This is a genomic window from Streptomyces sp. NPDC051677 (genome assembly GCF_044453465.1).
GTDB lineage: Bacteria > Actinomycetota > Actinomycetes > Streptomycetales > Streptomycetaceae > Streptomyces.
This window is the reverse complement of the sequence record NZ_JBITCT010000038.1, coordinates 93,002-114,431: the sequence shown is the minus strand read 5'-3', so window position 1 is coordinate 114,431 and position 21,430 is coordinate 93,002. Positions and strand designations below refer to the sequence as shown.

The 21,430-nt window shown below is 71.3% G+C and carries 18 protein-coding genes and 1 pseudogene; 10 read left to right on the top strand and 9 right to left on the bottom strand.

The window, feature by feature from the left end:
• The first annotated feature begins 179 nt into the window (after window positions 1-179).
• The 5 genes from ACIBAF_RS35075 (at window position 180) to ACIBAF_RS35055 (ending at window position 4,699) form a co-directional block, all read left to right on the top strand.
• Window positions 180-1,268 (top strand): S-(hydroxymethyl)mycothiol dehydrogenase, encoded by a 1,089-nt coding sequence (locus ACIBAF_RS35075; RefSeq protein ID WP_399468265.1) that lies wholly within the window; start codon window positions 180-182, stop codon window positions 1,266-1,268.
• Complete coding sequence (locus ACIBAF_RS35070; RefSeq protein ID WP_399468263.1) at window positions 1,268-1,897, top strand: MBL fold metallo-hydrolase; 630 nt, start codon at window positions 1,268-1,270, stop codon at window positions 1,895-1,897. Before ACIBAF_RS35075 ends, ACIBAF_RS35070 begins: the two co-directional genes overlap by 1 nt.
• Before the next feature lie 67 nt (window positions 1,898-1,964).
• On the top strand, window positions 1,965-2,336 hold the full coding sequence (locus ACIBAF_RS35065) for a DUF4180 domain-containing protein (protein WP_399468261.1): 372 nt from the start codon (window positions 1,965-1,967) through the stop codon (window positions 2,334-2,336).
• A gap of 84 nt (window positions 2,337-2,420) precedes the next feature.
• On the top strand, window positions 2,421-3,335 hold the full coding sequence (locus ACIBAF_RS35060) for an SDR family oxidoreductase (protein ID WP_399468259.1): 915 nt from the start codon (window positions 2,421-2,423) through the stop codon (window positions 3,333-3,335).
• Between the two features lie 80 nt (window positions 3,336-3,415).
• Complete coding sequence (locus tag ACIBAF_RS35055) at window positions 3,416-4,699, top strand: MFS transporter (protein WP_399468257.1); 1,284 nt, start codon at window positions 3,416-3,418, stop codon at window positions 4,697-4,699.
• Here the strand turns inward: ACIBAF_RS35055 and ACIBAF_RS35050 are convergent.
• Window positions 4,677-6,068, bottom strand: a complete 1,392-nt coding sequence (locus tag ACIBAF_RS35050) for a pyridoxal phosphate-dependent decarboxylase family protein (protein ID WP_399468255.1) — start codon at window positions 6,066-6,068, stop codon at window positions 4,677-4,679. The genes ACIBAF_RS35055 and ACIBAF_RS35050 overlap by 23 nt on opposite strands.
• A gap of 235 nt (window positions 6,069-6,303) precedes the next feature.
• Between ACIBAF_RS35050 and ACIBAF_RS35045 the strand changes: the two genes are divergently transcribed.
• The gene (locus ACIBAF_RS35045) at window positions 6,304-6,999 is read left to right on the top strand and encodes a L,D-transpeptidase family protein (protein ID WP_399468253.1); all 696 of its coding nucleotides are present in this window, start codon (window positions 6,304-6,306) and stop codon (window positions 6,997-6,999) included.
• A gap of 40 nt (window positions 7,000-7,039) precedes the next feature.
• Here ACIBAF_RS35045 and ACIBAF_RS35040 read toward each other — a convergent pair whose 3' ends face one another.
• The 4 genes and pseudogenes from ACIBAF_RS35040 to ACIBAF_RS35025 all read right to left on the bottom strand — a co-directional run bounded on the left by ACIBAF_RS35040 (window position 7,040) and on the right by ACIBAF_RS35025 (window position 11,488).
• Window positions 7,040-8,242 carry a Gfo/Idh/MocA family protein gene (locus ACIBAF_RS35040; protein ID WP_399468251.1) on the bottom strand — a complete coding sequence of 401 codons (1,203 nt, stop codon included), beginning with the start codon at window positions 8,240-8,242 and terminating at the stop codon, window positions 7,040-7,042.
• Window positions 8,243-8,268: 26 nt separating this feature from the next.
• A complete protein-coding gene (locus ACIBAF_RS35035) occupies window positions 8,269-9,615 on the bottom strand; it encodes an ABC transporter substrate-binding protein (protein ID WP_399468249.1) in 1,347 nt (448 codons plus the stop codon).
• A gap of 7 nt (window positions 9,616-9,622) precedes the next feature.
• Entirely contained in the window at window positions 9,623-10,567 is a 945-nt protein-coding gene (locus tag ACIBAF_RS35030) for a carbohydrate ABC transporter permease (RefSeq protein ID WP_399468247.1), read from the bottom strand.
• Window positions 10,568-10,581: 14 nt separating this feature from the next.
• A pseudogene (locus ACIBAF_RS35025) lies at window positions 10,582-11,488 on the bottom strand (carbohydrate ABC transporter permease).
• Window positions 11,489-11,657: 169 nt separating this feature from the next.
• Here ACIBAF_RS35025 and ACIBAF_RS35020 point away from each other — a divergent pair.
• Entirely contained in the window at window positions 11,658-12,821 is a 1,164-nt protein-coding gene (locus tag ACIBAF_RS35020) for an ROK family protein (RefSeq protein ID WP_399468246.1), read from the top strand.
• 111 nt (window positions 12,822-12,932) lie between these two features.
• The gene (locus tag ACIBAF_RS35015; protein ID WP_399468245.1) at window positions 12,933-13,103 is read left to right on the top strand and encodes a hypothetical protein; all 171 of its coding nucleotides are present in this window, start codon (window positions 12,933-12,935) and stop codon (window positions 13,101-13,103) included.
• 170 nt (window positions 13,104-13,273) lie between these two features.
• Here the strand turns inward: ACIBAF_RS35015 and ACIBAF_RS35010 are convergent, their stop codons facing one another.
• From ACIBAF_RS35010 to ACIBAF_RS35000, 3 genes are all read right to left on the bottom strand, one after another.
• Window positions 13,274-14,674, bottom strand: a complete 1,401-nt coding sequence (locus ACIBAF_RS35010) for a S1 family peptidase (protein ID WP_399468244.1) — start codon at window positions 14,672-14,674, stop codon at window positions 13,274-13,276.
• Window positions 14,675-14,805: 131 nt separating this feature from the next.
• Window positions 14,806-15,639, bottom strand: coding sequence for an SAM-dependent methyltransferase (locus tag ACIBAF_RS35005; protein ID WP_399468243.1), 834 nt, complete (start codon window positions 15,637-15,639; stop codon window positions 14,806-14,808).
• A gap of 56 nt (window positions 15,640-15,695) precedes the next feature.
• On the bottom strand, window positions 15,696-16,730 hold the full coding sequence (locus ACIBAF_RS35000) for a hypothetical protein (RefSeq protein ID WP_399468241.1): 1,035 nt from the start codon (window positions 16,728-16,730) through the stop codon (window positions 15,696-15,698).
• A 25-nt stretch (window positions 16,731-16,755) separates the two neighbouring features.
• On the opposite strand from ACIBAF_RS35000, the gene ACIBAF_RS34995 reads away from it, so the two are divergent.
• The gene (locus tag ACIBAF_RS34995; RefSeq protein WP_399468240.1) at window positions 16,756-17,934 is read left to right on the top strand and encodes a MalY/PatB family protein; all 1,179 of its coding nucleotides are present in this window, start codon (window positions 16,756-16,758) and stop codon (window positions 17,932-17,934) included.
• A 169-nt stretch (window positions 17,935-18,103) separates the two neighbouring features.
• Window positions 18,104-18,484 carry a PPOX class F420-dependent oxidoreductase gene (locus ACIBAF_RS34990; RefSeq protein ID WP_399468239.1) on the top strand — a complete coding sequence of 127 codons (381 nt, stop codon included), beginning with the start codon at window positions 18,104-18,106 and terminating at the stop codon, window positions 18,482-18,484.
• A gap of 72 nt (window positions 18,485-18,556) precedes the next feature.
• Here the strand turns inward: ACIBAF_RS34990 and ACIBAF_RS34985 are convergent, their stop codons facing one another.
• On the bottom strand, window positions 18,557-21,340 hold the full coding sequence (locus tag ACIBAF_RS34985) for a hypothetical protein (RefSeq protein WP_399468238.1): 2,784 nt from the start codon (window positions 21,338-21,340) through the stop codon (window positions 18,557-18,559).
• Between the last annotated feature and the right edge of the window lie 90 nt (window positions 21,341-21,430).

The window sequence follows — 21,430 nt, the reverse complement described above, 5'->3', positions numbered from 1 at the left end:
TGGAGCGCCGGTAAGACGGGCACACGTGCCCGCGCAGCGCGGTGAAGCAGGAAGCCCCCGGAAGGGTCAGCCGACCCAGGCCGGAATCCCTGGACCTTAGGGCCAGGGAGCACGTCAACGATCAGTCACACGTAGGGTCGGCACCGGGACGGATGACCGCCGAAGAAAGGGGCAGCAGAATGCCGCAGGAAGTACGCGGAGTGATCGCGCCGGGCAAGAACGAGCCGGTGCGGGTGGAGACGATCGTGATCCCCGACCCCGGCCCCAGTGAGGCCGTGGTGAAGATCCAGGCCTGCGGGGTCTGCCACACCGACCTGCACTACAAGCAGGGCGGGATCAACGACGAGTTCCCCTTCCTGCTCGGCCACGAGGCGGCCGGCGTCGTGGAGTCGGTCGGCGAGGGCGTCACCGACGTCGCGCCCGGTGACTTCGTCATCCTGAACTGGCGTGCGGTGTGCGGCCAGTGCCGGGCCTGTCTGCGGGGCCGCCCCTGGTACTGCTTCGACACCCATAACGCGAAGCAGAAGATGACCCTGGCCTCGACCGGTCAGGAGCTGTCTCCGGCGCTGGGCATCGGCGCGTTCGCGGAGAAGACGCTGGTGGCGGCCGGGCAGTGCACGAAGGTCGACGCGTCCGTGTCGGCGGCGGTGGCCGGGCTGCTGGGCTGTGGCGTGATGGCCGGGATCGGCGCGGCGATCAACACCGGCAACGTCGGCCGGGGCGACACGGTCGCCGTCATCGGCTGCGGTGGTGTGGGCGACGCGGCGATCGCCGGGTCGCACCTGGCCGGCGCGGCGAAGATCATCGCCGTGGACCTCGACGACCGGAAGCTGGAGACAGCGCGCAAGATGGGCGCGACCCACACGGTCAACTCCAAGGAGTCCGACCCGGTCGAGGCGATCCGCGAGCTGACCGGGGGCTTCGGCGCCGACGTCGTCATCGAGGCGGTCGGCCGCCCGGAGACCTACAAGCAGGCCTTCTACGCCCGCGACCTCGCCGGCACGGTCGTCCTCGTCGGGGTGCCCACCCCGGAGATGAAGCTGGAACTGCCGCTCCTGGACGTGTTCGGGCGGGGCGGAGCGCTGAAGTCGTCCTGGTACGGCGACTGCCTGCCCTCCCGGGACTTCCCGATGCTGATCGACCTGCACCTGCAGGGCCGCCTGGACCTGGGGGCGTTCGTGACCGAGACGATTCAGCTCGACGAGGTGGAGAAGGCGTTCGAGCGGATGCACCACGGCGACGTGCTGCGTTCGGTGGTGGTGCTGTGATGGCCGCGCGCATCGAACACCTCGTCACCTCCGGCCAGTTCACCCTCGACGGCGGCACCTGGGACGTCGACAACAACGTGTGGCTCGTCGGCGACGACCACGAGGTCGTCGTCATCGACGCCGCCCACGACGCCGACGCCATCCTGGCCGCCGTGGGCGACCGCAGGCTGACGGCCGTCGTCTGCACCCACGCCCACAACGACCATGTCTCCGCCGCGCCCGCCCTCGCCGACGCGACCGGCGCCACGATCTGGCTGCACCCCGACGACCTGCCGTTGTGGAAGCTCACCCACCCGGACCGCGACCCCGACGCCCACCTGGCCGACGGCCAGGTCATCGAGGCCGCCGGCGCCGACCTGACCGTCCTGCACACCCCCGGGCACGCGCCCGGCGCGGTCTGCCTGTACGAGCCCGGGCTCGGTGTGCTCTTCACCGGCGACACCCTCTTCCAGGGCGGCCCCGGCGCCACCGGCCGCTCCTACTCCCACTTCCCGACGATCATCACGTCCATCAAGGACCGGCTGCTCGCCCTCCCGCCGGAGACGAAGGTGCTGACCGGACACGGCGACGCGACGACCATCGGCGCGGAGGCGCCCCACTTGGAGGAGTGGATCGCCCGCGGCCACTGACCCGGCCCCGATGCCCGGCGGAAAACGCAGGGGCGCCGGTGCGCCGGCCCACCCTACGATCACGGGCATGACCACTGCACTCGTGACCCTCCATGACACCCGCGTCCTGCGGTGCGCCCCCGACGGCCCACCGCTCGACGGGGAGAGCGCCGCCCTCGACCTGATCGGCGACGCGTTCGGGCACGACGCGACTGTCGTCGCCGTGCCCGCCGAACGGGTCGGGGACGCGTTCTTCCAGCTGCGGTCGGGGGTCGCGGGCGCGGTCGTGCAGAAGTTCGCGAACTACCGGCTGAGGCTGGCCGTCGTCGGGGACATCTCCCCGCACCTCGCCGAGAGTTCCGCGCTGCGGGACTTCGTGTACGAGGCGAACCAGGGCGGCCAGCTGTGGTTCGTGGCGGACGACGGCGCGCTGGAGGACCGGCTGCGCCCGGTCGGGTGAGCGCCGCCGAAAGGTGACAGAAGATGTCCGGCTTTCCCGGGACCCTCGAAGCGACACCACTCGCACGAGGCAGGGAGGCCGGACATGTCAGGTCCGCTGGAAGGCAAGGTCGCACTGGTCGCGGGGGCGACCCGGGGCGCGGGGCGAGGTACCGCCGTGGAGCTGGGGGCGGCCGGCGCCACCGTCTACGTGACGGGACGCACCACCCGGGAGCGGCGCTCCGAGTACGACCGCCCCGAGACTGTCGAGGACACCGCCGACCTGGTCACCGAGGCGGGCGGCCACGGCATCGCCGTCCCCACCGACCACCTGGACCCCGACCAGGTGCGCGCCCTCGTCGACCGCATCGCGGAGGAACAGGGCCGCCTCGACGTCCTGGTCAACGACATCTGGGGCGGCGAGAATCTCTTCGAGTGGGACACACCGCTCTGGGAACACGACCTCGACAAGGGGCTGCGGCTGCTCCGGCTCGCCGTCGAGACCCACGCGATCACCAGTCACCACGCCCTGCCGCTGCTGCTGCGCCGCCCGGGCGGCCTGGTCGTCGAGATGACCGACGGCACCGCCGAGTACAACCGCGACACCTACCGCGTGAGCTTCTTCTACGACCTCGCCAAGGCGTCCGTGCTGCGCATGGCCTTCGCCCTCGGCCATGAACTCGGCCCGCGCGGCGCCACCGCTGTCGCGCTCACCCCCGGCTGGCTGCGCTCGGAGCTGATGCTCGACCACTTCGGCGTGCGGGAGGACAACTGGCGCGACGCCCTGGACCGCGTCCCCCACTTCGCCATCTCGGAGACGCCCCGCTATGTCGGCCGTGCCGTCGCCGCCCTCGCCGCCGACCCCGACGTCGCCCGCCACAACGGACGGTCCCTCTCCAGCGGCGGTCTCGCCCCGGTGTACGGCTTCACCGACCTCGACGGCAGCAGGCCGGACGCCTGGCGTTACCTCGTCGAGGTGCAGGACGCGGGCAAGCCGGCGGACCCGACGGGCTACCGCTGAGCTGACGTGGTAGCGGTGCTTAACAGCACCTGGAGATTTTCTCACTTGTCCTCCGGAAGGCCGTCGGGCAGCGTTCACCCGTGCAGACCCCCACAGAGTCGGCCGCCGCCTCACCCTGGCGCGTCCGCGACTTCCGCGTCCTGTTCTCGGCCACCGCCCTGAGCCAGCTCGCCACGAACGTGAGCTACGTCGCCGTGCCCCTCGTCGCCGTGACCGCACTCGACGCGAGCCCCGGACAGGTCGGCGCCCTCGCGACCCTGAGCACGCTGGCGTTCCTGTTCATCGGGCTGCCGGCCGGGGTCTGGGTGGACCGGATGCGGCACCGCCGCATCCTGATCGGCGCGGACCTCGCGCGGGCCGTGCTGTTCTCCTCGGTGCCCGTCGCCTGGCGGCTCGACGCGCTCACCCTGGGCCACCTCTACGTCGTGGTCCTGCTCAACGGCTGTGCGACCGTGTTCTTCGACGTCGGCTCGCAGAGCGCCCTGCCCCAACTCGTCGGCCCCGCCGCCCTCGTACGGGCGAACTCGGCCGTGGTGAGCCTCCAGGCGGCGGGCAACATCGCGGGACGGGGAGCGGGCGGCGGACTCGTCCAACTGCTCACCGCGCCCGCCGCCGTGGTCTGCGCGGCGGGCGCCTACCTCGCCTCCGCGCTCCAGCTCTTCGCCCTCGGGCGCGGGGACGACAGCTCCCGGCCGCCGCACCCGACCCGGCTGCGCGCCCAGATCGCGGAGGGCGTACGGCACGTCCTCGGCGACCGGGAACTGCGCGCGCTCGCCCTCACCGCCGCCCTCACCAACTTCGGCTCGCAACTCGTCACCACCATGCTGCCGATCCTGTTCGTCCGTGAACTGCACTTCTCCGCAGGCGCGTTGGGCCTGTTCGGGGGAGCGGGCGGACTCGGCCTGCTGCTCGGCGCCTGGTGCGCGCGTCCGCTGGCCGGGCGTCTCGGGCACGGCCGGGCACTCGGCCTCGTCGGTCTGGTCCTGGCGCCCGCGGGGCTGGTCATGCCCTTGATCGACCGGGGCCCCTGGCTGTGGATCGCGGGGGCGGCCTGGGTGCTGGTCCTGTTCAAGACCGGGGTGGACAACGTCCTGGGCGTGAGCCTACGTCAGCGGATGACGCCGGACGCCCTCCTCGGCCGGATGAACGCCACGTTCCGCTTCCTGCTGACCGGGGCGCTGGCCGTGGGCGCCGCCGTCTCCGGCCTGATCGGTGAACTGGCCGGAGTGCGGGTCACCCTCTGGGTGGGCGGCGTACTGCTGGCGGTGAACTTCCTGCCCGTCTTCCTCTCCCCGGTCCGCACCCGACGCGAACTGCCCCGACAACGGCTCTCCGTGGCAGTCAGTCAGACAGTGCGGAAGTGAGAGCGACGAGCACCCGCTCGCCGTCCGCCTCCGCCGTGCGCCAGTTGCTGAACGCCGCCCGCAGCGCCGGTACCCCGCCGTACACCGTAGGCGTCACAAAGGCCTCCCCGGAGGCTGCCACCGCGTCCGCCAGCGCGGCCACCCGCTGCCGCGTCGGATCCTCGGCGAGGGTGAAGCAGACGACGTTCAGCCGGACCGGCGCCAGCAGCCGCAGTCCGCCGAGCGCCGCGATCCCCTCGCCGAGCCGGGCCGCGAGGGCCACGTTGCGCTCGACGATCTCCCGGTGCCCGGCCCGCCCGTAGGCCGTCAGCGAGAACCACGCGGGCAGTGCGCGCAGTCGCCGGGAGTTCTCCGGGGTGAGGTGGACGAAGTCGGGCTCACCGGTGGGCAGTCCGAGGTACGGCGACGCGTTGTGGAAGACCCGCACCTGGAGGTCGCGGCGGCGGGTGAACTGGACGGCCGCGTCGTAGGGCACGTTGAGCCACTTGTGCAGGTCCACGCAGACCGAGTCGGCCGCGTCGAGCCCCTCGACGAGGTGCGCGTACGCGGGGGAGAGCGCGGCGAACCCGCCGAACGCCGCGTCCACGTGCAGCCAGAACCCGTACCGCTCCTTCAGCGCTGCGATCGCCCGCAGATCGTCGAAGTCGACGGTGTTGACGGTGCCCGCGTTGGCCACGACGATCGCCGGCCGGCCGTCCAGCGCGGCGAGGGCCGCCTCCAGCGCGTCGACGTCGACGGCCTCCCGGTCGCCCGGCAGCACGGGCACCTGCCGCAGCCGGTCCCGGCCGATCCCCAGCACCGACAGCGCCTTGGTGACACTGGAGTGCGGGCTGCCCGAGAGCACGTCGACCGGCCCCAGCGCGGCCGCGCCGTCCCGGGACACGTCCACCCCGAGCCGCTCGCCCAGCCACTCCCGGGCGACGGCCAGTCCCACCGTGTTCGACACGGTCGCGCCGGTCACGAACGCCCCGGAGTGCGCCTCGCCCAGCCCGAACAGCTCCCGCAGCCAGGTCACCGTCTCCCGCTCCAGCGCCGTCGCCCAGGACCCGGTGGCTCCGGCGACGTTCTGGTCGAAGGCGCTGGTCAGCCAGTCCCCGGCGACCGAGGCGGGCGTCGCGCCGCCCGTGACGAAGCCGAGGTAGCGCGGCCCGGCGGAGCCGGAGAAGCCCGGCGCCCAGCGTTCGGCGAACCGGGCGAGGGCGCCGTCGGTCCCGACCCCCTCGGCGGGCAGCGGGGTCAGGTCCGGCGCCTTGTCGAGGTGGACCACCGGCCGCGCGTCCAGACCGGTCACCTCGCGGGCGGCGAAGTCGCGGGCGGACTGCAGGAGTTCGGGGAGCCGGGAGAGGTCGTCGGCGAGCGTGGGGTGCATGTCGGGGACTTTAGGCCGGGCACCCGGACCGGCACCCGGTCCACGTCGGAGAAACTGGACCGATGCACGATGGTTCAGCCGCCCCGCCTGCAGCCGGGCAGCCGCGTGCACGCTCGGCGATTCACCGCGGCGAACGTACCCGTTTCGTCACAGCCTGAGGATGACTACAACCGATAACCCTGGACACCGGTCTACGGTGACGAGATCGCCGCAATCGTGCCAGGAGAGGGCAACCATGGGGGACATACGCAGACGAGGGGCCGTCGTGCTCGGGGTCACCGGTCTTGTCGCGCCGCTGACACTCGCGTTGGGCGCGGCGCCGGCCCAGGCCGCGAGCTGTTCGACGCAGGCCGGGCCGTACCAGAAGCAGGTCGAGAAGTTCCTCGGCCGGCCCGTCGACGGCAGGCAGTCGACCGCCGACTGCAAGGCCATCCAGGCCTTCCAGAACAAGCACGGCATCACCCCGAACATCGGCTACGCCGGGCCCGTCACCTGGGGTGTGATGGACCTCATGAACAAGCAGAAGGCGGTGGGCAACAACCCCAACAGGTCCGGCGCGTGCCCGACCAACAAGGGCCGCATCGCCTGCGTCAACCTCACCCTCCAGCTCAGCTGGATCCAGGACGGCAGCAGGCTCGTCTACGGCCCCGTCCCGGTGCGCACCGGCCGGAACGGGTACGAGACCCGCACCGGCCTGAAGAAGATCTACTGGCGTGACATCGACCACGTCTCGACGATCTACAACGTGCCCATGCCCTACAGCCAGTTCTTCGACGGCGGCCAGGCCTTCCACTCCGTCGGTCTCAGCATGTGGAACCCGCCGGGTTCGCACGGCTGCGTCAACATGACCAGCACGACCGCCAAGAAGTACTGGTCGCTGCTGAAGAACGGCGACGACGTCTTCGTCTACGGCCGCAAGCCGGGCACCTGAGGCCCACCGAAGCAGTGCAGGCGCCCGGCGTCGCCGGGCGTCACGCCTCGGGCGCGTCCCCGAAGTCCGGGATCTCCAGCCTCGCCCCACCCTGCCGCGCGGACTCGTGCGCGACGATGCCCGGCAGGGTGTAGCGGGCCGCGACCCAGGCGTTCACGGACGGCAGCGTCCGGGCGTTGACCGCCGTCACGAAGTCGTCCACCAGGAAGTGGTGGCTGCCCTCGTGCCCGTTGTGCAGCTCGTCGAACTCCCGCGGCAGACGCGCGCGGTCGTGCACCGGCGCCGAACCCGAGGTGAAGGCGGCCCGCAGATCGGGCGCGATGTGCTGGAGCGACGGGTCGTCGGGGGACAGCGTGGGCTTCGGCTCCAGCAGCTCGCTGATGTCCTTCACGCCGTTCTTGTCCTGCCACAGCGCGACCGTCGCGAGCTGCTCCATGCTCGCCTCCGTACCGAAGAAGCGGAATCGGGACTCGCGGATGTGCGAGGGGTAGCCGACCCGCCGGAACTCGTTCGTACGGAACGAGCCGCCGCCGGCCACCTCGAACAGCGCGGTGGCGTTGGAGAAGTCGTTGCCGAACTGGCTGACGGACTTGTCGAAGACGCCGTCGCCCCGCTCGTCGACCACTCCGATCGCGGACACGCTCACCGCGTGCGTCCGCCAGGCGCCCAGCACCCCGCCCACCGAGTGCGTCGGATACAGCAGCGGGGGATAGCTGGCGGTCGCCTTCCAGTCCGCGCCGCCGCTGTACCGGTACGCCTCGTAGAATCCCAGGTCCATGTCGTGGACGTAGTCGCCCTCGGCGTAGAAGAGCCGTCCGAAGGCGCCCTGAGCGATCTGGTTGCGGGCGTGCACGGTCGCCGGGTTGTACTGGCTCGTCTCGCCCATCATGTACGTCAGCCCGGTCGCCTTGACGGCGTCGATGATCGCCGCGATCTCCGCCGTGGTGATCGCCATGGGGACGGCGGAGTAGACGTGCTTGCCCGCGTTCAGGCCCTTCAGGACCAGCGGGCCGTGCGTCCAGCGTTGGGTGAAGACGGCGACCGCGTCGACCGCCGGCGACTCGAGCATCGCCTCGTACGAGGGGAACGTGCCCGTCAGGCCCACGTCGGCGGCGAGCCGCTCGGCCCTCTCGGGCAGCACATCGGTGACGTGGACGTCGCTGACGCCGGGGTGGGCCAGGAACAGCTTGGCGAACTGGCCCGAGAACTGCCCGGCGCCGACGATGCCGAGGGAGAACGTCATGGGTGGCGTGCCCTTCCGAAGTCGGTTTACTGGTCGAGGATCAGGTTGATCTGGCTGTTGGTCTCGTCGAGACTGCTCACCGGCTTGCCGTTGCCGTAGATGTCCTCCATGGCAGGCTGCATGAGCGCCGTGACGTCCGCCGCGTAGTTGGTGATCGGGTAGGAGAAGGTCCGGAAGCCCTTCTTGTCGGCGACGGGCTCCGTGAACGCCGAGACGTCGATGCCCTGCTTCTTGTAGGCGGCGATGGCGGCCCGGGTGCCGGCCGGAGCGGCGGGGAAGACGACGCCGTATTTTCCGACGACGGTCTGGCACGCGTCGGAGGCCAGGTAGGCGACCCACTTCCGGGCCCCCGCCTTGTTGTGGGCGCCCTTCGTGATGGAGTCGGCGAGGCCGTTCATCATCGTGGCCCGCTTGCCGGTCGGGCCGACGGGCGTCAGGGCGGCCTTGATGTCCTTGCCCTTGAAGCCGTGGTAGGTGGAGATCATCCAGGCGCCGTCGAAGGTGGCGGCCGCCTTGCCCGCGGCGACCTGGGTGTTGCCCTGGTTGGACTGCACGTTGTAGTCGGAGAACGGGGCCATGTACCCCTTCTTCGCCAGCCCGAAGTACCACTTGACGACCGACTGGAAGGTCTTGCTGTCGTACTGGTAGTGGGTGCCCCAGCGCGCCTTCTCCGTGTAACTCCAGCCGGCGGAGGCGGTGAACATGCTCCACTGGGTCTGGCCGTCGCCGTAACCGCCGCCCTGGCTGGCCAGGCCGTACACCTTCACATGGTGCTTGTCGAAGCCCGGCTCGTCCCCGCGCCGTCCGTTGCGGTCGACCGTGAGACGGGCGATGGCCTTCTCGAAGCTGCCGCCGTCCTTCGGGTTCCAGGACAGGTCGTCGAGCTGTCCGGCGGTGAGCCCGGCGGCCTGCGCCGACTTCGCGTCGTAGAAGAGGGCGACCGTGTCCCAGTCCTTCGGGGCGCCGTAGCGGTGGCCGTCCTGGCCGAGCCAGTTCGCGGCGAGCCCCGGCTGGTAGGCGGAGTCCTCGATGCCGAGGTCGTCCAGCGGTTCCAGCACCTTCAGATCGGCGAACTGGCCGAACTTCTGGATGTGGTCGGTGAACACGTCCGGCTGGGTGCCCGCGATGAACCCGGCGGTGAGCTTGGTCCAGTAGTCGCTCCAGCCCAACTGGGTGATCTTGACGTCCAGTCCGGGGTTCTCCCGTTCGAACCCCTTGGCGCAGGCCTGGTAGGCGGGCAGTTGGTTGGCGTCCCACAGCCAGTAGGTCACCGTGTGCTGGGACGCCCCGCTGGAGCCGCCCTGCGCGCAGCCCGTCGCCAGGGACAGCGCGAGCGCCCCGGCCAGCGCGGTGAGCGTACGAAGTCGGTTCACTGTTCCCTCACTTGATCCCGGTGAAGCCGATGGAGCTGACGATGCGGCGGGCGAAGCAGGCGAAGAGCACCAGCATCGGCAGCGCCGCGATCAGCGTCGCCGCGGAGAGCCCGGACCAGTCGACGCCGGTCGCCGGCGTCTGCGCGCGGAAGACCGCCAGTGCCACCGTGAGCACGCGCGAGCTGTCGCTGTAGGAGACCATCAGCGGCCAGAAGTAGTCGTTCCAGGAGGTGATGTACGTCAGCACGGACAGCGTGATGACCGGCGTCGACGCCATGGGCAGGATCACCCGGAAGAAGATCTTCACCTTTCCGGCGCCGTCGAGCAGGGCCGCCTCCTCGATCTCCCCGGGGATGTTCATGAAGAACTGCCTCAGGAAGAACACCGCGAACGGCGTCATGAAGAGGCTGGGCAGCGCGATGCCCCACAGGGTGTCCACCAGGTGAAGCTGCTTGATGAGGACGAAGTTCGGCAGCAGCGTGAAGATGGTCGGCACCATCAGCCCCGCCAGGAACAGGCCGAACACCTTGTCCCGGCCCCGCCAGCGCAGCCGGGCGAAGGCGTAGGCGGCCATCGCCGAGAAGAAGATCTGGCAGCCGGTGATCAGGGTCGAGACGAACACCGAGTTCAGCAGATAGCGCCAGAAGTCGAGCCCGCCACCGGCGCCGCCCTGCGCGATCGCCTCCTTCGCGGACTGCAGTCCGAGGGCCCGCTCGAAGCCGCCGGCGCCGAGGCCGACCGGCAGCGGATTGGCCGGGTCGGCGCTGAGGCCCGCGTTGGAGGAGAGCGCGGTGCGCAGGATCCAGTAGAACGGCAGCAGGGTGATGAGCACGATCAGGCCCATCACGGTCCAGGCGGCGGCCCGCCCGAAGGAGATCGTGCGCCGGACCGGCGGGGCGCCGGTCGTCGTCGCGGTGGCCGGTGGTGGTGCCGTTGTCGTCGCGACAGCCATGTCCGCGTCTCCTTTCAGCCGAGGTCGGTCCGGCCGGCCCGGGTGAGCCGGTACTGCAGGACGGTGATCGCGCTCAGGACGACCAGCAGGGCGACGGACATCGCCGAGGCGTAGCCGAACTGGAAGCGGCCGAAGGCGGAGCCGTAGATGTAGTACTGGAGGACGTTGGTGGCGTTCGCGGGACCGCCCGCCGTGGTCACCGCCACGGTGTCGAACACCTGGAACGACCCGATCACGGTCATGATCAGCACCACCGCCAGCACCGGACGCAGCAGCGGCATCGTGATCCGCCAGAACATCCGCCACTCGCCCGCGCCGTCGACCTTGGCCGCCTCGTACACGTCGTTCGGGATCGCCTGGAGACCAGGCGAAGAGCAGCAGCGCGGTGTAGCCGACGTGCCGCCAGACGTTGATCATGGCGATCGTCGGGATGGCCCAGGTCTCGTCGGCCAGGAACGGGATCCGGTCGAAGCCGAGGGCGCTGACGATCTCGTTGCCGATGCCGAGCTGGGTGTCGAGGATCCACAGCCAGACGAGGCCCGCGACGACGTTCGACATCAGGTACGGGGTGAGCACGATGCCCCGCAGCACCGCCGACTGCGTGAGCCGTTGCAGCAGCACGGCGATGGCGAGGGCCGCGACCGTCTGCACGCCGATGTTGAGGAGCACGTACTCGACGGTGACCTTCAGCGAGTCCCAGAAGATGGGGTCGTGGACCATCCGCACGTAGTTGTCCAGGCCCACCCACTCCGCCGGCGTCAGGAGGTTGAAGCGGGTGAAGCTCAGGTAGACGCCCCGCAGCGTCGGCCAGAGCAGGAAGACCGCGAACCCCAGCAGGGCCGGGGCGAGGAACAGCGCGGCGAGCCGGCCGTCACCCTGCCCTTCACGGTGCGACGGGGGACTGCTGGAGGCGATGGTCATCGGGAGACTCCCTCGTCTGCGGCGGCTCGTTCTCGGCGCCACTTACTTTTGAGCCGGAAGAATCCATGCGTCAAGAGGTGCGCGAACATCTTTTCCGGTGATCCCGATGGCACCTATAGTGACCTGGATACTTCCAAGGCAAAAGAAATTGTGTGGGAGTCTGACCCTCATGACCACAGGTACCGCGGCCGGCTGGCTGCCGCTGAGTTCGGGGGAGCGCTCGGTCGCGATCGAGGTGCTCGTCCACGGCCCACTGTCGCGCACCGACCTCGCGCGGCGGCTGAACCTCTCCGCGGGCAGCCTCACCCGGCTGACCAAACCGCTGATCGAGTCGGGCCTGCTGGTCGAGAGGCCCGAGGCGGGCGCCCCGGCGGAGTCGCGGCAGGGCCGCCCCTCGCAACCGCTCGACGTGGTCGCGGAGTCCGGCTCCTTCATCGGCTTCAAGATCACCGAGGACATGGCATACGGCGTCGTCACCACCCTGCGCAGCGACATCGTCGCCCGCTACGACCGCCCGCTCACCTCGCACGACCCCGACGACGTCGTCGGCGTGCTGGGCGAGATGGCCGACGGGCTGGCCCGTGCCCACCCGCGCCTCGCGGGGATCGGCATCGGGGTGGGCGGGCTCGTCCAGGACCGCGCGGTGGTCGGGGAGTCACGCTTCCTGGGATGGCGGGACGTGCCGCTGGCCGCGCTGGTCGAGGAACGCACGGGGCTGCCGGTGGTCGTCGAGAACGACGTCGCCGCGCTCGTGGAGGCGGAGACCTGGTTCGGCGCCGGCCGCGGCCTCGACCGCTTCGTGGTCCTCACCATCGGCGCGGGCATCGGCTACGGCCTGGTCCTGGGCGGCAAGCGGGTCTCCTGCGCCGAGGAGGACCGCGACTTCGGCCGGCACTGGATCGTGAACCCGCACGGCCCGCTCACCCCCGACGGCGAGCGCGGCAGCGCCGTCTCGCTGCTGACCATCCCGAACATCCGCTACCAGGTGCAGGCCGCCACCGGCCGGGCGCGGACCTACGAGGAGATCCTCGCCCTGGCTGCCGCCGGGGAGTCCATGCCCGCCCGGGTCGTCGACGAGGCGGCCCGCGCCCTGGGCACGCTGGTCGCGCAGATCGCCAACTTCGTCATGCCGCAGAAGATCCTGCTCGCCGGTGAGGGCGTCGGTCTGATGGATGTGGGCGGGGCGACGGTGGAGGCGACCATCCGCGCCCAACGGCATCCGCTGGCCGCCCCGGTGGCGCTGGAGACCAAGGTGTCCGACTTCCACGACTGGGCGCAGGGGGCCGCCGTGCTGGCGATCCAGGTGCTGGTGCTGGGCGCTGCGGAGGGGTGAAATCGGGTGTGGGGGTTGACAGATGGACGTGATCAGTAACACGTCCGGTATGTCCGGTTCGCGTGCGGTGACTCACGCTGCCTTCACCTCGGACATCGTAAGATTCACACCATGTCCACCACTGTTGAATCCCTCTCCGAGCGATCGGCCGCGGAGGTCAACGAGGAGATCCGGGCCCTGTGGCTTCGGTCGGGCGGGACACTGAGCGTCGAGCAGCGCGAGGAATATCAGCGGCTCGTCCTGGAGTGGGCCGCCGCGCCCCAGCCCGTCGAGGCGGCCTGACGCTCCCCGAGGACCCCCGAGGCTCCCTTTCCGAAGCGGGCACCCTGACCGGGTGCCCTTTTCGCTGTCCTCCCGGCCCTTCCGGTCCTTCCGGTCCTTCCGGTCCTTCCGGTCCTTCCGGTCCTCCCGGGCCTTCCGGTCCTCCCGGCGCCCTCCCGGCCGGGCCCCGCTCAGCCCCAGGTCGCCGAGTAGTGCCGCTGGTAGGCCTTGCGGTCCTGCTCGGCGCGGATGTAGCGGGTCGCGACGAGGGCGACCATGCTGCCCGCGATCACCAGCAGCCCGGGGCCGATGTTCCTCGGGTCGGTGAGCCGGGAGGCGAGGGTCGCGCCGCCGCCGATGCCCGTCACGGGAGTGGTCGAACCCGGCGAGGTCCCGCCCGGGGCGATCGCCGCCTGGGTGTTCGAGGCGGTCGGCTGAGGGGCGCCGGACGCCGCGGGAGCGCCGCCCTGGTTGTTGGCCGCGGACGGCGCGGCCACGATCAGCTGCACCCCGAGCTGGGCCAGCGCCCTCGTCACCGGCTGGAAGAACGTCGTACCCCCCGACTTGCAGTCGCCGCTGCCGCCCGAGGTGATGCCCAGGGCGATGCCCTCGGAGAACATCGGGCCGCCGCTGTCGCCGGGCTCGGCGCACACGTTCGTCTCGATGAGGCCGCCGACCGTGCCCTCCGGATAGTTCACCGTCGCGTCCAGACCGGTGACCTCGCCGTCGCGCAGCCCGCTGGTGCTGCCGCTGCGGAACACCCGCTGGCCGACGGCCGCGTCGCCCGTGCCCGTGATCTTCACCCCGTTGCCGTTGCCGATCGCCACCACGTCGGCCCCGTCGCCCGCCTTGCCGCTCGCGTACTGCACCAGCGAGAAGTCGCTGCCGGGGAAGTTGGAGTTGACCGTCTGGCCCACCTGCTGGGCGGCCTGGTCGTCCGCGAACCAGGTCGACCCGGTGGGTCCGCAGTGTCCGGCGGTGAGGATGAAGTCGTTCGATCCGTTGGTGACGTTGAAGCCGGCCGAACAGCGTCCGCCGGTCGACAGGATCGGCAGCGCACCGTTGATCCGGGTGGTGAACTTGCCGGTGGTGCGCTCCATGCGCACGAAGCTGCCGATGCCGGTGGCGGTCCGCGTCAGCTGCGACCAGTCGGTGGCCGACACGGTGCTGTCCGCCTGCACGACGATCTGGTTCGACCGGTAGTCCATCACCCACGCGGTGCCGGCCACCCTGGGCGCCGAGCGCAGCGTCGCCGTGGCCGACTTGAGCTCGTTCATGCTGTGGGAGACGACCTTCGCCTCGGCGCCCGCCGCCCGGACGGAGTCGGCGGTCTGCTCGTCGGTGACCGCCACGACCGGCTGCCCGTCGGAACCGATCCAGGTGCCCGCCGTACGCGCGGTGCCGAGCTTCGCGACGAGCGCCGCCCCCGGATTCGTGACGACGGTCTGCGGCGCACTGCGCGGCACCGCCGACGTGGTGGGCGGCTCGCTCGCCATGGCCGCTTGCGTGACCATGGCCCCTCCCAGGAGGAGTCCGCCGACTGCCGCCAGCCGCGTCGCTCGCCGGACGGTCCGTCGTCGTACGTGCCTCATGCATGGCTCCCGAAACCCGAACAGGCGGCCTCAACACCGCGGGGCCCTCCGGTCGTTGAGCGCCCTCACTGTCCATACGTGCCGGGACCCGGCAGCGTTCAGCCCGGAAGTGATCACATGCGTGCTACACCTCAGTGTTTGCGTGCCACCCCGCCGAACATCGCGACCTCCGCCGGCTCGGCCCCGCCCCCGGCGCTCTCCGGACGCCAGCGCGAGCACGACACCACGCCCGGTTCCAGCAGCTCCAGGCCCTCGAAGAAGCGGGCCACGTCCGCGGGCGTGCGCTGGGTCAGCCTGGGCGTGCCGTGCTCGTTCCAGAACCGCACCGCCTCGTCCACCTCGGGCATCGCCGGGCTGGTCACGGTGTGCGACAGCACCAGCAGGCTGCCGGACGGCAGCCGGTCGACCAGCCGCCGCACCAGGCCGTACGGGTCCTCGTCGGCGCCGATGAAGATGACCACACTGAGCAGGACCAGCGCCACGGGCCTGGTGAAGTCCAGTGTCCTCGCGGCGTGTTCGAGGATCGCGTCCACGTTGCGCAGATCCTCGTCGAGATAGTCGGTGCGGCCCTCGGGCGTGCTGGTGAGCAGGGCCCGGGCGTGCGCCAGGACCAGCGGGTCGTTGTCGACGTAGACGATCCGGGACTCCGGGGCGAGGCGCTGCGCGACCTCGTGCGTGTTGTCGGCGGTGGGCAGTCCGGTCCCGATGTCGAGGAACTGGCGGATCCCCGCCTCGGTCACCAGGTGCTCCACCGCGCGGCCCAGGAAGAGCCGGTCGGCGCGGGCGTACTCGCTGATGCCCGGGTGTAACTCCCGGATCCGGTCACCGGCCGTCCGGTCGACCTCGTAGTTGTCCCTGCCGCCCAGCCAGTAGTTCCAGATACGGGCGGTGTGCGGCCGGTGGGTGTCGATGCGTGTGTACGGCGACGGTGCGGCCAGGCCGACGGCCGGCGCGTGCTCGGTCATGGACGGGCTCCTGAAGGGGTACGCAGGACAGGCGACGTGCTCGGTCGACAAGCAATCTAGACAGCCGAGTCGACCGGTGCCGGCCGTCCGCCCGATTCCGGGGCGGGGCCGAGCCGCGCCCAGCTCCGTTCGTCGCCCCAGACGGCCGCCGTGCCGGTGTAGGGGCGCAGCAGCGCCGTGAGCGCAGGGTCGCCGTGGCCGTTGAGTTCGTCCGACGCGATCTTGCGGGCGATGCCGGCGAGGAAGTCGGCGAGCTGCACCCGGGCGTCGAGCCGTGAGACGACCAGCCGCAGCCCGGCGAGCCGGATGCCCCGCTTCCGGGCCGCGTCCTCGATCCAGGCGATGCGCTCCGGGGTGAGCATGTTCTGTCGGTCGTGCGCGAGCCGGACCGGACGTCCTGCGTCGCTCCAGTGCGCGGCCGTGTGCAGGATGGAGGGGAGAAGAGGATTGAGGACCGGGGTGAGGACGAACGGGCCGTCCTGAATCCCGGCACGGTAGGAAAAAGCGCGGGAGCGTTCTTGCGAGAGCCGCGAGAGCGTGTCCGCCGCCGGCGTCCCCGCATAGCGTCGCCGTAGGTCCTCGACCGTGCGGAAGAAATCCTCGACGGGCGCATCCGGTTCGCCTTCGTGGCGCACGCGCAGCAGTTGGTTGGCGGATTCCAGGAATCGCCGCCACTCCGCGTCGGTGAAGGTCCGGCGCCCTTCGCGGAAGAGGGAAGCGGCCGTCTCCGGGGAGCCCAGCAGCAGGTCGACGGCTCGGTCCACGAGGAAGAAGGCCTTCTCGACGAGGTGAACATGGGCGTGCCCGTACAGCGGGCCCGGCATGGAGAGCAGCCATTCCAGGACGGCCCGGTGTTTCTCCCGGAGCAGATGGTTCGCCTTGTACTCCTCGGCGGGCGAACGGATCCGGTCGCGGATCTCCTGAACGTGCCCGGCGGCGGAATCGACCGACAGCCGCACACTGGCATGGGCGAACACGTCCGTGTTTCCGCCGGTGAGATTCTCGCCGTCCGATCCCGACTCGTCACAGGCGATCTCCGGGATTTCGGCGGCGTCCGCCACGATTTTCCCGTTCACATGATCCCAGGTCACACCACAGCCCCCTATCTTGTGCCCCATGACCAGCATCCCGCACGAGACGCCCCGTGAGTCGAACCCTTTGCGCGCCCTCACCCTCGACCGGCTCCGATGTCGTACGAGCATGAAGTGGCGTACCCATCCGGCCGACGTGCTGCCGCTGTGGGTCGCGGAGATGGACGTGCCCCTCGCCGAGCCGGTCGTCCGCGCGGTGACGGAGGCCCTCGCGCTCGGCGACACCGGCTATCCGGCGGGCACGGCCTACGCCGAGGCGCTGGCCGAATTCGCCGCGAAGCGGTGGGGCTGGGACGGGCTCGCCGTCGAGCGGACGGCGATCGTGCCCGATGTGATGCTGGGCATCGTCGAGATGCTGAAGCTCGTGACCGGCCCCGGTGATCCGGTGGTCGTCAACCCGCCGGTGTACCCGCCGTTCTTCCAGTTCGTCGAGCACATGGACCGGCGGATCGCCGAGGCGCCCCTCGGCGCCGACGGGCGGCTCGACCTCGACGCGCTGGAAGGGGCGTACCGGCGGGCGGTCGCCGGAGGCGGACGCGCCGCGCATCTGCTGTGCAGCCCGCACAACCCCACCGGCACCGTGCACACGGCCCGGGAGCTGTCCGCCGTCGCCGAGCTCGCCGGGCGGTACGGCGTCCGGATCGTCGTCGACGAGATCCACGCCCCGCTCACCGCCCCCGGCGTCGACTTCGTGCCCTACCTCTCCGTCCCCGGCGGCGAGAGCGGACTGTCGCTGATGTCGGCGTCCAAGGGGTGGAACCTGCCTGGGCTGAAGGCGGCCCTGGCCGTCGCGGGCCCCGAGGCGGCGGCCGACCTGGCTCTGCTGCCCGAGGAGGTCGGCCACGGGCCGAGCCATGTCGGGGTGCTCGCCCACACCGCCGCCCTGCGCGAGGGCACGGCCTGGCTGGACGCCCTGCTGGACGGCCTGGAGGAGAATCGGCGCCTGCTCGCGGCCCTCCTGGCCGAGCACCTCCCCGGTGTCGCGTACCGGCCCGGCGAGGCGACCTACCTCGCCTGGCTCGACTGCCGGGCGCTGGGCCTCGGGGACGATCCGGCCTCGGTGTTCCTGGAGCGAGGCCGGGTGGCGCTCAGCTCCGGGCCGGACTTCGGCACGGGCGGAACCGGGCACGTACGACTGAATCTGGCCACCTCGCCGGAGATCCTCACCGAGGGGGTGCGGCGGATGGCGCAGGCCGTGCGCTGAGTCACGGGACCCTCGTGGCACTGCGCCGCACCGCCGCTGCCTCGACTCGGGCGTCCGCAGCCGGGACGACACCGGCTCCATGCGGCGGTTCGCGCCCCACTACGAGCTACGACTGCCGAGGTGGTGACGTGCCCGGGCGCCTGGAGCACCGGGTGCCTAGACTGCGGGAATGGATGACACGGCGCTCGATCGGCTCGGGGCGGGCAAGTACCTGCTGATCACCAGCTATCGGAAGAACGGGACCGGGGTCGCGACCCCCGTCTGGGTGGTGCGCGACGGGGACGCCCTCGGGGCCTGGTCGGCCGCCGACGCCTGGAAGGTCAAGCGCATCCGGGCCCGCGGTGACGTCCTGGTCGGCCCGTGCGACGTACGCGGCAGGCCGACGGGCGAGCAGGTCCCGGCCACCGCCGAGATCTGCGACGCGCAGACCACCGCCCGCTACCGCACGCTGCTCGCGCGCAAGTACGGAGTCATGGGGCGCCTGACGCTCCTGGGCAGCCGGCTGCGGCGAGGGCTCGACGGCACGGTCGGGATCCGCGTGACGCTGTGAGCGACCGGACGCCTCGAACAGGTGAGGGGGCATGGACCGGTCGGTCCATGCCCCCTCTCTGATCAGGGCGGCTTACGACGCGTCGGTCACCGTCCCCGTCAGTGTCGGGGGCACCGGCTCGACGTCTTCGTCCGTCAGCGTCAGGCGCATCGACTCGACCGGCTCGGCCAGCTGGTCCTTCACCGTCGGCACGGTGAAGTCGGTGGTGGTGGTCCCGGCCGGGATGCCCATCCACACCCACAGGTTCGCCTCGGACAGCGGGCGCTCCGGGTCGGGCAGGTCACCGGAGTAGTCCATCAGCCACTGCGCGTCCACGTCCTTGGTGGACAGCTCGGCGCCCTCGGTGACCGGGAGCACCCGGACCGGCTGCCAGATGTCCACCGCGACGGGCTCCGACAGGGAGATCCGCCAGCTCAGCGTCTCGCCCTCGGTCACCTTGTCCGCGACCGGCGTCAGGGTGACCTTGGGCGCCGGGTCGTCGTTCAGTGCCGTGACCCCGCCCTTGTAGGAGCCGACGACCGCACCGCGCACGGCCTTCGCGAGAAGGTCGTTCTGCTGGTCGTTGCCGAAGAGCGTGTCGCCCTTCACCTCGACCGGCAGGTCGATCGGGGTGCTGCCGGGCCGGACGGCGACCACCTTCTCCGTGGGTTCGCCGGTCGCCGGGTCGACGACGTAGAAGCGGGCCCTGCCGCTGCCGTGTCCGGACACCTGGACCGGGATGTGGTAGGTGCGGGTGCCGGAGTCGCCCTCCTTGACCGTGATCCGGCCGATGTCGACGCGCGGCAGTGCGGCGGCCTTCACCGCCAAAGTACCGGGCGCCCAGCCCCAGGCGTCCATGAACCATGCCTGCCCGGACCCCGAACGCGGAGTCAGCTCAAGGGACTTGACGTGCCTCAGGTCGAGCCCGGCGCGAGCGGCGGCCGTCAGCGGGACGCGCAGTTCGCGGGCCCAGTAGGAGGCGGTGCGGTCGGATCCCGGCAGTCCGTCGGCCGTGATGCGGCCGAGCGCGGCGCGCTTGCCGGCGGAGTCGGTGACGGCCACGTCCAGTGCGGTGCCGGTGGTGTTCGGCGGTACGAACACGCGCAACGCCAGGCTCTTGGCGCCGGCGAGGGAGACGGGAGCCGTGGACGTGATCTTCGCCGGGGCGCCCGGCGCCGACCAGTTCAGCGCGATCGCGCTCTTGCCGGAGTCCTTCTGCAGATCCCACCACCCGAAGTGCGGGGACATCCCCGTGGCGTCCTCGCCCAGACACGCCTTGGCCGGGTCGGGGTCCGCCCAGCACACCCGGCCGCCGGTCACCTCGACCGACCCGTCGGGCACGAAACCGCCCGTGCGACGGGCGCCCACCGCGTGCGTCAGGACACGGGCCGGGTCCGCGGAGGGAGCACGCAGCCCCGTGCCGTCGAGCAGCGGGCGCACCCGGTCGTCACCGCCCACGAACAGCCGGGCCGCGGCGGCGATGTAGGTGGCGCCGGCCTGGTGCTGCTGGTCGGCGGTCAGCCGGGTCGGGGCGCCCTTGGAGCACACCGGGTCGGTCTCCTCCGGGTCCTCGGAGAAGTCGTCGAAGGAGGGCGCCACGGCCTTGCCCGGCGTCCACTCCGTGTTGAAGAAGTTGTGGTTGGCGCCGACCACGTACACGGCGCTGTGCAGGGCGGCGCCGTTGCTGATGCCGCGGGTGCCGTCGAGGTACGTCTCGCCCTCGAGGTCGGCGACGTCGCCGTCGCAGCCGGGCAGGATGGTCGCGGAGGGGACGTCGGCGACCGGATTCTGGCCGAAGATCGTCGGTCCGATGAGGACGGTGCCGCGGATCTTCCAGCGGACCGGGCCGTGGTAGCCGTCCTCGGCGGCGGGCGCCGGGTAGAGGCTGTCCATCGCGGCCCGGTTGACGCCCTCGCCGCCGCGCGAGTGGCCGACCAGCAGGACGCGGGAGAGGTCGGCCTTCGCCGCGTCGGGCACCGAGGCCGGGGCGGTGGCCGGGTGGGCGGCCCAGTCGGCCCACTTGGCGAGGTGCTGGCGCACCAGCGAGGAGCGGGCCTGCGCGCCGGCGTCCTCGGCCTGGGCGTCCTGGGCGTTGATGCCGTTCGCCGAGATCGACACCGTCACATAGCCCTGCGAGGCCAGCAGCTGCTGGTCCTGGAGGTAACCCTGGTAGCTGGGGATCGACTTCATGCCTGCCGGGCAGGGCCAGGAGATGTCGAGGTCGTCGCTGCCCGGGGTGTAGCAGGTGGTGTGCCGGCCGTGCAGGAAGAGCGCGAGCGGCCGCTTGCCGGTGGCGCCCCTCGGCGCGACGACGACCGCCTGCATCTCGATCGGCTGGGCGTAGCCGGGCAGCTTCAACGGGTCGAGGGCGTACTCGCCGCTGACCGTACGGTAGGAGCCGGGCTTGCCCGGGTCCACGGAGTTGGCCGGAGCCGGAGCCGGAGCCGGAGTCCGCGCCGGGGGCTGCCCGGGGGCGAGTGAACGCCGTCCGGCCGCGGGGGAGTCGTCGGCGGGCGCGTCCAGACGGCGTCCGCTCGCGAGGACCTGCAGGTCCTTCAGGGGGGTGTGGCCGGCCTCGTCGAGGGAGAGCCGGAACGTGCGGCCGTCGGTCCCCGGCTTCGGTATGCCGAGCAGCCGGTCGCCCGCGTGGAACTCCACACGGGCGTCGCCGAAGGGCACGGGCGTGGGCGAGCGCCATATCAGCTCGCGTGCGGCGCCCTGTCCGCCGATCCGCCACCCCTGCGGCAGCCCGCTGTCGGTGGACGAGGTCAACGGTCTTGTCTCGGACGGTTGTTGGGCTTGTGCCAGTCCCGGTGTTCCCGCCAGGGCCGCGATTGCGGCCACGGCGGTGACACCTATGCGCCGGGCACGGATCAAGGGTCCACTCCTCAACACTCGGAGCGCGGGGGCCCCGTCCGTACCGGGAGCCCCTCACGTCCCGAAGGAAGCCGTACGGGTCCTGTGGGT